This window comes from Anaerosporomusa subterranea (assembly GCF_001611555.1).
GTDB classification, from domain to species: Bacteria; Bacillota; Negativicutes; order Sporomusales; family Acetonemataceae; genus Anaerosporomusa; species Anaerosporomusa subterranea.
The window spans coordinates 929,308-941,704 of record NZ_LSGP01000017.1 but is presented as its reverse complement, the minus strand read 5'-3'; the positions used below and the strand labels follow the sequence as shown (position 1 = coordinate 941,704).

Annotated in this window: 15 protein-coding genes; all 15 read right to left on the bottom strand. The window is 48.5% G+C overall.

Annotated elements, in window-relative coordinates:
* Nucleotide 1: 1 nt before the first annotated feature.
* Nucleotides 2-1,522, bottom strand: coding sequence for a cobyric acid synthase (locus tag AXX12_RS11850; RefSeq protein WP_066242664.1), 1,521 nt, complete (start codon nt 1,520-1,522; stop codon nt 2-4).
* A 172-nt stretch (nt 1,523-1,694) separates the two neighbouring features.
* Nucleotides 1,695-3,089 (bottom strand): cobyrinate a,c-diamide synthase, encoded by a 1,395-nt coding sequence (locus AXX12_RS11845; protein WP_066243112.1) that lies wholly within the window; start codon nt 3,087-3,089, stop codon nt 1,695-1,697.
* Complete coding sequence (locus tag AXX12_RS11840) at nt 3,082-3,723, bottom strand: precorrin-8X methylmutase (protein ID WP_066242661.1); 642 nt, start codon at nt 3,721-3,723, stop codon at nt 3,082-3,084. The genes AXX12_RS11845 and AXX12_RS11840 overlap by 8 nt, the downstream gene beginning before the upstream one ends.
* Entirely contained in the window at nt 3,724-4,485 is a 762-nt protein-coding gene (gene cobK / locus AXX12_RS11835; RefSeq protein WP_066242658.1) for a precorrin-6A reductase, read from the bottom strand.
* A complete protein-coding gene (gene cobJ, locus AXX12_RS11830; RefSeq protein ID WP_066243110.1) occupies nt 4,482-5,171 on the bottom strand; it encodes a precorrin-3B C(17)-methyltransferase in 690 nt (229 codons plus the stop codon). Before cobJ ends, cobK begins: the two co-directional genes overlap by 4 nt.
* 29 nt (nt 5,172-5,200) lie before the next feature.
* Nucleotides 5,201-6,262: a cobalt-precorrin 5A hydrolase gene (locus tag AXX12_RS11825; RefSeq protein ID WP_066242656.1), complete on the bottom strand. Its 1,062-nt coding sequence runs from the start codon at nt 6,260-6,262 to the stop codon at nt 5,201-5,203.
* Entirely contained in the window at nt 6,259-7,014 is a 756-nt protein-coding gene (cobM, locus tag AXX12_RS11820) for a precorrin-4 C(11)-methyltransferase (protein WP_066242653.1), read from the bottom strand. The genes AXX12_RS11825 and cobM overlap by 4 nt, the downstream gene beginning before the upstream one ends.
* A gap of 1 nt (nt 7,015) precedes the next feature.
* Nucleotides 7,016-7,747 (bottom strand): precorrin-2 C(20)-methyltransferase, encoded by a 732-nt coding sequence (cobI, locus tag AXX12_RS11815; protein ID WP_066242650.1) that lies wholly within the window; start codon nt 7,745-7,747, stop codon nt 7,016-7,018.
* Nucleotide 7,748: 1 nt separating this feature from the next.
* Nucleotides 7,749-8,336 (bottom strand): precorrin-6Y C5,15-methyltransferase (decarboxylating) subunit CbiT, encoded by a 588-nt coding sequence (gene cbiT, locus AXX12_RS11810; protein WP_066242647.1) that lies wholly within the window; start codon nt 8,334-8,336, stop codon nt 7,749-7,751.
* Nucleotides 8,333-8,959 carry a precorrin-6y C5,15-methyltransferase (decarboxylating) subunit CbiE gene (cbiE, locus tag AXX12_RS11805; protein WP_066242644.1) on the bottom strand — a complete coding sequence of 209 codons (627 nt, stop codon included), beginning with the start codon at nt 8,957-8,959 and terminating at the stop codon, nt 8,333-8,335. The genes cbiT and cbiE overlap by 4 nt, the downstream gene beginning before the upstream one ends.
* Complete coding sequence (gene cbiD, locus AXX12_RS11800; RefSeq protein ID WP_066242641.1) at nt 8,944-10,035, bottom strand: cobalt-precorrin-5B (C(1))-methyltransferase CbiD; 1,092 nt, start codon at nt 10,033-10,035, stop codon at nt 8,944-8,946. The genes cbiE and cbiD overlap by 16 nt, the downstream gene beginning before the upstream one ends.
* The gene (locus AXX12_RS11795) at nt 10,020-10,406 is read right to left on the bottom strand and encodes a sirohydrochlorin chelatase (protein WP_066242638.1); all 387 of its coding nucleotides are present in this window, start codon (nt 10,404-10,406) and stop codon (nt 10,020-10,022) included. The genes cbiD and AXX12_RS11795 overlap by 16 nt, the downstream gene beginning before the upstream one ends.
* Nucleotides 10,407-10,425: 19 nt before the next feature.
* Nucleotides 10,426-11,283, bottom strand: coding sequence for an ATP-binding cassette domain-containing protein (locus AXX12_RS11790; protein WP_066242636.1), 858 nt, complete (start codon nt 11,281-11,283; stop codon nt 10,426-10,428).
* Between the two features lie 4 nt (nt 11,284-11,287).
* A complete protein-coding gene (gene cbiQ / locus AXX12_RS11785; protein WP_066242632.1) occupies nt 11,288-12,070 on the bottom strand; it encodes a cobalt ECF transporter T component CbiQ in 783 nt (260 codons plus the stop codon).
* Nucleotides 12,067-12,396, bottom strand: a complete 330-nt coding sequence (locus tag AXX12_RS11780) for an energy-coupling factor ABC transporter substrate-binding protein (protein WP_066242627.1) — start codon at nt 12,394-12,396, stop codon at nt 12,067-12,069. The genes cbiQ and AXX12_RS11780 overlap by 4 nt, the downstream gene beginning before the upstream one ends.
* Between the last annotated feature and the right edge of the window lies 1 nt (nt 12,397).

Genomic DNA, 12,397 nt, shown 5'->3' with positions numbered 1-12,397 from the left:
ACTATTCAACACCCATTATTCGATGAACTAAGCCCATATCAAGACTGTTCTTTACTGTTTCGGCTAAACGGTTATAACTTTCCTGCTTGCGCGCCTGCGTATCTTGCACTGTTTTTAGCGGTGCAAGGCCTTTGCGCGTGCGCAGATTGTCTATTACTGTCCGGCGATACTCATCATTATCAAAAATACCATGTATGTAAGTGCCCATCACCAAACCATCAGAGCGTACCACTCCATCGGCACAATTATGCACACTCCCTGAACGGCTTGTGATGGTAAAAGCCGGGATGACCGGGCCGAGGAATTCTGTCCGCCCCATATGAATTTCATAGCCTTGCAAGGTTACAGCAGTGTAATTCATGCCTAAGAAGCCATGACTGCTGCAACCGGCTGTTACCTGATGGGTAATCTTATCAGCCGCAAACGTCGTCACCGTAGCTAATAAGCCCAGAGCTTCTACCCGATCAATGTCCGATTCGGTATGCTCGGGATCATGAATCTCCTTACCCAGCATCTGATAACCGCCGCAGATGCCAACAATTGGCGTGCCGGTTGCTGACATACGGATAATATCCTGGTCATAACCCTGCTCGCGCAAATACAAGAGATCTTCGGTAGTATTTTTGCTGCCGGGAAGAATCAGCAAATCCGGGTTCCCAATCGCTTCACCCTGACGAACATAGCGCACTGTCACATCTTCTTCTCTAGCCAAGGAATCGAAGTCGGTAAAGTTGGAGATTTTCGGCAGCCGCATCACCGCGATCTCAATATCCCGCTTTGCGACAGGCTGTTTATCGTCAAGTGATACGGAATCCTCATCATCAATGCCTAGTTGCTCCAGATGCGGCACGACACCCACCACCGGCTTGCCGGTTTTTTGTTCAAGAAAATCCAGCGCTGGTTTCAACAGATTGATATCGCCGCGGAATTTGTTGATGATAATACCTTTCACCAAGTCCCGCTCATCAGGTTCTAAGAGTTCCAGCGTGCCGACAACCGAAGCCAGGGCGCCGCCCCGGTCAATATCAGCAATCAACAGCACCGGCGCCGGAGCCAGTTTGGCAATACGCATATTGACAATATCGTTGGCCTTTAGGTTGACTTCCGCCGGACTGCCTGCGCCTTCAATGACAATGACATCAAAATCCTGATGCAATTTTTGCAAGCACTCGCCGATCACGTTAAGGGCAGTAACACTGTAACCAGAGTGATAATCCTTGGCTGACATCACGCCAACAGGCTTGCCCATAACAATAACCTGCGAACTGGCGTTACCGGTTGGTTTGAGTAAAACGGGATTCATCTCGACAGTCGGTTCAAGCCCGGCCGCTTCCGCCTGCGCAACCTGCGCTCGTCCCATTTCATCACCCTGTTTGGTAACATAGGAGTTTAAGGCCATATTCTGCGCCTTAAACGGAACAGTTTTCAGACCGGCTTGATAAAAAATCCGGCATAGCGCTGTGGTAATAATGCTTTTACCCACATGGGAACTTGTCCCCTGCAGCATAATCGTTTTCGCCAATGAGACCACCTCCAGGTATTCTTAACATAAAGTAACGTTTAACACTAAGCGCGCGAAGCGCACAAAGCCCGCAAAGCGGGAACGCAAAAATATGTGCGTTTTGTGCAGGCGCGAAGCGCGCTAAGGGCGCTTCGCGTTCTTTGTACTACGTTCCCCCGCCCCGAAGACCGTATCAGCGGTTTTTCTTACTATGGTCTTCCTTAAACTGTTTGCATTTTTCAACAAAGCGTCTAGCAGCCTGCTGATTGCCGGCAAAATGCAGATGAAGATAGGACGCTAAAATATTATCAGTCATGAAGCCGCCTGGATAAGCTGCTCCCGTCCGTATTTTCTTAAATTGAAAAGCCCAAGGAAAATCGCCGACCTCATGATCTAGCAGCATCCGCGAAAAATGAAACTCATGGCCGCGAATCACATCGCCAGCCTGACATAGTACATTATCGCATAAAGCAGTAGCTTCTACATAACCAACTGTTTCCAGTTTATTCTGCATCGCGCAGGTTGCAGGCACCAATCCGACCATAGCATGAGAGCGACCGGCAAAATCATTAATACTGTGGGATAAGTACATGAGTCCGCCGCATTCAGCATAAATCGGCATACCTTGCCGTCCCGCCTGATAGATAGCCTGTCGCATACTTTGATTGGCTGTGAGCTGATCAACAAACATTTCCGGAAAACCGCCGCCTAGGATCAAGCCGTCGACATCTGGCAGAGAAGCATCCCGCAACGGACTAAACGGTACAATCTCGGCCCCCTGTGCAGCAAGCGCATCCTGGCTTTGCGGATAATAAAACGAAAATACATCATCCTGGGCAACCCCGATACGGACGACTGAAGCAACTGTTTTTTTCTGCTTATTCACTCGTTGCAGCGGCGGCGCCTGCTTCGCCAGTTCCAGAATCTGATCGACAGCTACCTGCTTGCTAATTTGAGCGGAAAGTGTCTGTAGCGTCTGTCCAATATCATGTTCTGTTACCGGCGTTAGGCCAAGATGCCGCTCCGGCATAGTAAGATCAGCGTTGCGCTTGATCGAGCCTAGCACAGGGATCTTGAGCCGGTCAAGAGCTTCGCTGATCATCGTTTGATGCGATTCTGAGCCGATGCGGTTAATAATCACGCCGGCGAAATTCACCTCAGGATCATAAAGCTTATAGCCTAACGCTGTTGCGGCAGCGCTCTCGCCCATTGATCTAGCGTCAACCACCAGGACCACAGGTGCGTTTAGTAATTTGGCAATCGCGGCAGTGCTGCTAATGCCGCTGCGTCCGCCATCATGCAGACCCATAACCCCTTCGATAATTACGATATCGTTACCTGCCGCCGTTTCCGAGAAAATGGAGACCATTTCTTCTGCAGGCAGCAGCCAGGTATCAAGATTATGCGCCGGTTTGCCGCTGGCCAATTGGTGATAGCCAGGATCAATATAATCAGGACCAACCTTATAGGATTGAACCTTTAGCCCACGACCGGCAAGCGCCGCCAGCAAGCCGGTAACAATCGTTGTTTTGCCAGCCCCGCTATGATTAGCGGCAATCACCAGGCGCGGTATCTGCAAATCAGCCATCATATCGTCCCTGATCCTGCATATAGAGCAAAGCATTCACTGTTGCCGCCGCAATCGGACTGCCGCCTTTCGTTCCTTTGACAGTGATATACGGCACCGGTGATGTCTCGGCAAGCAGTGCTTTCGACTCAGCTGCCCCGACAAATCCCACCGGAACGCCAACAATTAATGCCGGCCGGATACCCGAATGCTGGATCAACTCCAGCACTTCAAACAAGGCTGTCGGCGCATTGCCAATGGCGACCACCGCGCCATCCAAACGGTCGCCAAATGCACGCATCGCTGCCATCGAGCGGGTAATCCCCTCCCGCTTGGCGACTGCGGCAACTTCAGCATCAGCAATCAGGCAGTGAACTTCACCGCCAAACTCAGCCAGCCGGCGGCGGTTAATGCCAGTCCGAACCATTTCCACATCGGTGTAAATATGGCAGCCGGAATATAGCGCTTGACAGCCGGCGCGAATTGCCTCCGGATGAATGTCAATAACCTCCGAATAAGCAGGATCACCGGCAGCATGAATAATGCGTGAAAACACCTTAACCGCTTCCGGGCTTATATCCAGATTTTCTAAATAAGGAGCAATGATTTCCATACTCCGTTTCTCAATTGCCATAGGTTGCGTAATGAATGACACCTACAAAACCTCCTTTATGAACTTAAGTACCTCCGGAAAGGATACCGCAACAGAACTATAGGCAATAACCGGCCGGTCGATCATGACAATCGGCAGTCCCAGTTCCATTGCCGCCGTAAATTTGCTGTCACTGCCGCCAATCATACCGCTATTCTTGGTCACAATAACGTCAGCGCCAGATTGCCGAAACATCGCCGCATTTAGTTCATGAGAAAAAGGACCTTGCATAGCCACAATATCACGAGGCATGAAGCCTAACTCGATGCATTCCTTAATCACTGATGTTTCCGGCAGCACGCGGGCAATGAGCCGATGCTCACACAGAGCCGGTTCGTTCTTAAAGATGGACAGCGTCCGACTGCCGGTTGTCAAAAAAACGGTTTTCCCTAGAGTGGCAGCCGCTTTGGCGGCTGCTGCGGCATCAGCAACAACATACAGCCGATCATAATCCGGTATCGCCGCGCGTGGGCGTTCATAGCGCAGATAAGCGACTTCCGCTGTCTGGCAAGCGCGCTGCGCATTTTGTGAAACATTGACTGCATAAGGATGACTGGCATCCACCACCAACGTAATCTGGCGAGTTTGCAGCAGTTCAGCCAACCCTGCACAGTCGAGAGAGCCGGTATGAACACTAAGGTTCGGTTCATCCGCTAGTTCACGTCCATATTCGCTCACGACCGATACCAGTACCGAGTATCCCTGCCGCGCAATCAGGCTGGCGAGTTCCCTCCCGTCCTGCGTTCCTGCTATTACTAAAATCACAGCTGGTAGCCCCTCGGTGTAATCATACGGCCTTCCCGTACAACGGTTTGACTGTTGCCGATGATCACCAAGGAAAACATATCAATAAATTCTTGGGTGAAGTTATCCAGAGTGGCAATCACTTGCTTCTCTTCCGGACGGGTCGCATGATGGACAATGCCGACCGGCGTCGTGGCAGGCCGATGCTGCAGCAAAATTTCTCTGACCTCTTCAATCTGGGTGACCCGTTTCACACTTTTCGGATTATACAGTGCAATAACAAAATCTGCGGCTGCCGCCATCTCGACCCGTTTACGGATAACCTCCCACGGGGTCAACAGATTGCTCAAGCTGATCACCGCAAAATCATGCATCAATGGCGCCCCCAGTAAGGCTGCCGCAGCACTGACGGCGCTGATGCCCGGAATCACGGTGACTTCCGGCCGAATATCTGACGAATGCTGCATAGCCAGTTCCAGAATAAGTCCTGCCATGCCATAGATGCCAGGGTCGCCACTGGAAATGACGGCAATGTTCTTGCCATTCAGAGCCAAATCCACCGCCGCTTGACAGCGCTCGATTTCCTGCATCATTCCGGAACCAAATGTCTCTTTATTCCCGATTACCTCTGTTGCCAGTTTTAAATAGGTGTCATAACCAACCACGACATCAGCAGACTCAATCGCTTTCCTTGCCCGCGGGCTCATATCGTCAACATGTCCCGGACCGATGCCCACTACGGCAATTTGACCTCGGCTACGGCTATCGCTACCTTTGGATATTTCGTTTTGGGCAACAACAGTTTCTTCGTCTGACCCGCTAATAACGCTGCTGCTTCGCATACATTTCCCACTCCAATCGTTTCTTTAACAAAATTTGAACTGTCTAAGCTATTTTCTATCGCACATTGCTCCAGGTGCTCATTCGCAAAAAAATGATGAGGAACTGCAAATTCTTTAATAGCAGCCAGTAAGCCGGCCTCATTCTGCTTGACGACCGTTGAGGCGATGATGGCTATGCTGTTAATGCTTCTACCGATTTTTTGGCAGGCATCTGTAATTGCGGTGACGATTTCCTCACGGGTTGTCCCTTTACGGCAGCCGATGCCGACTGCCAGCGTTTTCGGCCGCAAGAATAGCTGCGAACTTGCAACAACCATCTGTTTGTCAGTAATGAGCACAGCGGCTGATTGCTCAAACAGAGCTGACTCATTCAGCCTCTGCAATGTGACGTCCAGCTTTTCAGCCTGCTGAATATAGGTATCCGCATTAGCTAAACTCATATCAATATAGAAGGTAACCGGATCACCATTGACAATGGCGGCATTGATCGCTTTCATGCAAGCAAACGGTTCAATGACCAGACCGAGCTTTACTGCCAGAACGTCAGCCGCCGGTAGTGAAGCCACATCTGTGGCCGTGGTGATTACCGGCGTCGCACCCGCCACAGCCGCTACCAATCTTGTCAGGTCGTTGGCGCCGCCAATGTGCCCGGACAGCAGGCTAATTGCATGCTGACCCCCTTCATCGACTACGACGACGGCGGGATCAAAACGTTTATCGCGAACATGTGCGGCGATGACTCTAACCACAATGCCAGTAGCCATCACAAAGATAAATCCTTCATACTTGCTGAATATCGTGTCCAGCAAGCTACTCAGACTAGCAAACTCCTTCTCAGTGTTAAGGGGATTGCGGCCTGACTTTGCATAAACATCAGCCGGGACAGCAAGTTGTCTGGCTAAGCGTTCAGCCAGCAATGCCCCTTTGTTGGTCACAGAAATGATGGCCAGTTTCATTTCGCATCCCGATACATATGAGCAAAATCGGCAGCATACAGACGGGATAGTTCATAGTTGGCATCCAGACAGCGGCCGACAACGATCATGGCTGTACGGCCAATGCCAGCTTCGCTCATTTGCTTGGCAATGGTCGAGATCGTACCCCGAATGATCTTCTGCTCAGGCCAAGATGCTTTTTGTACGACCGCTACTGGTGTATCTTCAGCATAGCCACCATCAATTAGCTCAGCGGTGACTTTATCAAGCATATGCACACTGAGAAAAATACACATGGTTGCATTATGGCTGGCCAGGCTGGCCAGTTTTTCTTTGTCCGGTACCGCGGTGCGGCCTTCCAGGCGAGTAATGATAACCGTCTGCGATACGTTAGGCAGTGTGTATTCCTGCTTGAGCGCTGCCGCTGTCGCCAGGAAAGAGCTAACGCCGGGAACTACCTCGAAATCGATATTCTTTGCTTTGAGAGCGTCCATTTGTTCCTGAATTGCACCATAAAGACTAGGATCGCCGGTATGGAGGCGAACCACTAGTTTGCCATCGTTCACAGCGGTTTCCATTGTTTGCAGCACTTCATCGAGAGTCATCGATGCGCTATTGAAAATAGCCGTTCCCTGTTTCGCAAACTGCAAAAGCACCGGATTCACCAGCGATCCAGCGTAAATAATGACATCCGCTTGGCCAAGCAGCGAGCGCCCTTTTACGGTTATCAGTTCCGGATCGCCAGGGCCAGCCCCTACAAAAAAGACCTGCATATTAAAACCCCTCCCGTTTCACGAGTAGTAAAGACAAATAATCGAGCTTCGTTCCTCGCAGACTATCTAAATCAAAGCTGACAAACTGTTCTGGATAGCCGATTCTGCTCATATATACCGCGTTATCTTTTAAGCCCAATTCAGCCAGTACATTCACGATTTGATCATACTTGCCGGCTACTTTCATCAGCACTACATTAGAAAACTGAGCAAATATTTCTCTCAGTTGTTCGGGATCATCAATCGCAGGGATAATCGCAAGTTTTTCACTGCCTTCTGCCAGCGCCTCGTTTAGATATGCGGCCGCAGCGGAGAAAGACGTGACGCCGGGAATGCTTTCGACAGCTACACCAGGGATGATTTCACGCACTTTCTTCATTAAATAGGTATAAGTGCTAAATAGCATAGCATCACCAATCGTGATAAACGCAACATTCTTACCGCTTAATAAGTACTTGGCGATCTTCTCCGCGCCGCGTTGCCATTCTGCTTCCAGCGTTTCCGCATCACGGACCATCGGTGTCAACACTTCCATGATCTCTGCCGTTTTGGCAATATAGGCACTCGCTACTTTCATAGCAACACTATCATTTTCCGCCCGAGAACGCGGAATACAAACAACATCAACCTGTTTCAATACTTCAGCCGCCCGAATAGTTAGTAAGCTAGGATCACCTGGGCCAACTCCAACGCCGAAGAACTTGCCGCAGTTTGCCAGCATTTGTTCTGACATCTTATCGATCTCCTTTTGTGCCTGCAATTATATAAATTGGATTCAGCCCCTGCAGCATATGACTTGCTCCGACAGGGTGAATCCGCGTGATTTGTACGCCACAGGCCTCAACTTCATAGTCTAGTTTAGCGCGCATAAATTCCAGAACGTGATACAGCGTTTCCACCGTAATTGCCATAACTACCAAGCGGCCGCCCGTCTTTAACAGAGCATCCGCCTGAGCCAGTATCGCCGGCAGACGCCCGCCGCTGCCACCGATAAAAATAACATCCGCCTGCGGTAAATCAGCTAGCGCATCCGGAGCCGTCCCTAGAATTGGAACAATATTATCGGCACCAAATTTTTCTGCATTACTGCGGATTAGCTCAATACCGGCGATCTCGCGCTCGATAGCGAAAACGCGTCCCTTCTTCGCCTGCAGCCCTGCTTCCACCGAAAGCGAGCCTGTGCCGGCGCCAATGTCGATAACAGTATCTGTTTCTGTAATCTTGGCTTTTGCCAATGCTAGTATCCTTACTTCCTGCTTCGTCATCGGCACATCGCCGCGGCTAAAGTCAACATCAGCAATCCCGGGAAAGTATGTTTTCATGCAGTCACCACCATTACAGAATGATCAAAACCAGGCGTATTCACCGCTTCGGCTATGGAAGCAGCGAATATCTGCTCATTTTCATAGGACAGATTAGCGCACAGCCAAACTTGTGTTGCCGGTGGCCAACCAAAAGCGATCAGCACTTGTGCAATATGACTCGGATTATGCTGCGGATCAGTCAAAATCCCCAGCTTTTTACCTGGCAGATAGCGCAGCGTCTCGTCGGCGACTGTGCGGCCGTGCATGCTGATCAGCTCTGCCCCCTGCCATAGCTCAGCGATGCGAGCAAAAGCCAACTGAACCGAGCTAATGCCTGGAATCACCCGTAAACGCTCTGCGCCAAATTCCTGACGCAAAGCTGAAAGCAGGCTATAAAAGCCAGGATCACCTGACACCATAACAGCAACATCGTTTATCGACAATTGTGCACGGATATAGGCTAAGACACCCTTGATATCGCGATCAATGATATAGGTCTCTGCGGCGGCAGGCGCAAAAGCCGTTATTGCCCGCTTGCTCCCGACAATGATCCGCGCTGCATTAATCGCCCGAGCGGCAACTGGCAGTAGATAGTCAGGCGATCCGGGACCGATACCCACTACCGTTATTTTATGTTCCATCCTAAGCTTCCCCCAATCTCCCGGGCGTTCTCATCAAGCCCTAAAAGTTCCCCACGCAAAGAAAGGATTGTTGTCCCCACCCGCAAATCAGCAAATACATAGCGTTCTGCTCTTAGACTAGCTCTTGCAGCCAACACCTGATATACGTCAGTCATCTGTAATTCGGCGATAATTGGGATAGTGGCCTCTGCCGTATTGCAGGCAAGGATCTCTTGGGTAGTATGTTGCGACGCGCCGCTTGCCGCCATATATGCGGCTATCGTTTCTAGTCGGGCGTCTGCCATGCGATTGTGGGTATGAAAATTGCCTGCAGCTACTTTAACCATTTTACCTAAATGGCCCAGCAGCAAGACCTGTTTCATGCCGTAATGCACTGCCTTCTCCAGCATGTGACCGACAAAATTACTCGTCTGAACAACCGCGTCCGATGGTAAACCATAACGTTTCACGGCAAAATCTTGTCCCATTTTACCAGGGACAAAAACAATGCTGTCATAGCCTAAGGCTTTGACTACGCTAATCTGAGGAGTAAGGGAATTCTTAAAAGCCTCCTCTGACATTGGTTCAACAATACCAGTACTGCCAATAATCGACAGACCTCCAGTTATCCCTAAAATGGGATTCAGAGTGCGCGCAGCCAGTCTCTCGCCCTCCGGAATGGAGATGGTTACAATAGCGCCTGTTTGGGCAGGCAGCACGTCACGCACCGCTTGCGTAATCATGGCTCGCGGACCGGGATTGATCGCCGGTTCGCCTACCGGTACAGCAAGGCCGGGCTTGGTCACTGTACCTACACCGTCTCCGGCTTTGAAAACGACCTCAGTACTGTGCTGCAATATCTGTATTGCGGCGCAGATCATCACACCATTAGTAATATCTGGATCATCGCCAGCATCTTTACGAACCGAAGCGTTGCCGCCCTCAGCTGTCACGGTTGCGGCAGCGATCGGCACAGCGATAACCCTGCCTTGCGGCGATACGACTTCAACAATTGTCGGCAACTGGTTTTTCCAAACTAATATGGCAGCTTTTGCCGCTGCTGCGGCGCAAGTACCAGTAGTTATTCCAGTACGCATTTGTCTTCACCATTCAAAATTCTTACCCGGTCCACTAAGATCTGAGCCAGCCTTTGATCTGCTCCCAGGGTTTGGCCAAAGTCGATTTTTACATCAGGATATGCTTTTAAAAATTCTTTGATTTCTGCTGGAATATCCTCCAAGATGTGGACACCGTCGAATAGGAAATAAGGGATCACCTGGATCTGCGTAGCTCCCTGATCGATGAGTCTTTTTAGACCTTTTTCCAAATTATTATTGGAAAACTGTAAAAAGGCATGTTGAATCAGATCCGACTTCAGCTCTGCCTTTACCAGCTCAAGGATCTTCAATAAAGTATTTTCTGTTTCCTTTTGTCTGCTACCATGAGCTAAAATTAAAATTCCTGTCATCGTATTCTCCTTTTCGATTTCATACTAGCCGATTCTTCCCTCTCAATTTATTTAATGTTTTTCTCGCCTCAGCTATTGTATTTGCAGTCTCTGTGAATTCGAAGTTATCCTTATCTTTCAATATCTCCATGAGATGCCCGATCCTCGGCAGTCTAAGATGTATCTTTCTTAACTCATCAGGATGAGAAAACACTTCTTTAGGAGTGCCTTCCAGAATAATCTTACCCTCATTGATTACATAGGTATAATCACAATAAAGCGGAACAATATCAATGTCATGAGTTGATATAACTACAGATAGCTTCAGATCTTTTTGTAGTTCTTTAAGGAGTTTCATAATTTCGCTTACCCCTAAAGGGTCTAGCCCCGCAGTCGGTTCATCCAGAACAAGCACTTCGGGCTCCATAACTAGCACTCCAGCAATAGCTACACGCTTTTTCTGCCCAAAGCTGAGACAGTGAGTGGGCTTGTCTTTGAGGTGAACTATCCCCGTTCGCTCCATGGCAATATTTACTCTCCTCTGAACTTCTTCTTCAGGTAATTTCATGTTCATCGCCCCAAATGAAATATCCTGATATACACTTGCTGAAAACAATTGTTTGTCAGGGTCTTGAAAAACAATACCCACAGATTTCCGAAGTTCTTTAAGTCCTTTTCTAGAATAATCCAGAGGAATGCCGTTAAATAAAACTTCACCGGCTGTAGGTTTAAATATTCCATTGAGAGAAAGGAACAACGTTGATTTTCCTGCTCCATTGCCTCCCAAAACAGCAGTTGACTTACCCTGCTTTATTCCAAGTGTCAAGCCCTTTAAGGCATGTGTTCCGTCACTATATTTGTATTGGAGGTCTCGCACTTCCAATATATTTTCAGCCATAAAGTTACCCCCAGTACATCTTTTCAAAACAAGCTATCAAAATCAGGAACAAATTTACCAACCCCGGAAAAATGTACTCAGTCCAATGAGCTTTAAACGGTTCTTCAAGTACATTGAGTTCACCGTCATACCCTCTAGCCTCAAGAGCTGTGTATAGTTCGTCAGATCTTTTGAAGGCACTGATAAAAAGAGTTGTCGCAAGTGCAGCAAGGGCGCGGTATGACGAAGCAAGACTCGTGTACCCCAAGCGTGAGCTTTGAGCTGTAAACATCGTTTCAGCAGTCTCAAAAAGTATAAAGATGAACCGATAAATAAGTCCCATTAACTCAATAAAAAGTGTTGGTATTTTCAGTCTGTGGAGTACAGCCAATAAATCCACCATCGGTGTATTAAGCGACAAATAATACAGGCATGCTACCGCTCCCAAAGCCTTAGCAACCAGATGCGCTGCTGTTTGAATGCTTGACTGGGTTACGCCTGCATACGCTCCAAAGATAGAAATAGAAAAAAGAAAAATTTCCTTATTCAAAGAAAGATTTACAGCTATCGGCAATACCCCTATGACCAAAAAAGAAGTTGGCGCCATCATCATCTTTAAAAATAAAACCAATGGAGTACCGCCTTTATAGACAGTACACCATCCCATTATTAGCAGCACCAAAGCAGATACTTGAATAGAATCTGCCCAGAGGCATACGCAAAGGGTAAGAACGGAAAAGATCAGTTTCTGCAAAGGATCAGTATGTTTTAGTTTTGACATATACGCATATTTGTCTATATTCATCATTCCTTAGTCGCGTCTTCTTGCTTCTTCCTTCCTCGCATATATCCTAATCCATAGAAAATTATACCTGATCCGACAGCTGCCTGAAGTGAGAAAAGCAAGCTTTCTACTTCCGCGCTGGGCGGCTCCCAGATTGGTGAGAACCAGGCCGTATAGTTTGAATTGATTTCTGTTATGGCAGCTTCGGCTTTATCATCAGAGCCACCAAATTCAGCATCTCTTAGCATTGAAAGTGGTATAACAGTAAGGCCAATAACAATTGCACTCAGGATAAGATTTTTTATCATTACATGATTTTTCTTATCTTGTTTAAAAGCATCTTCAGACATA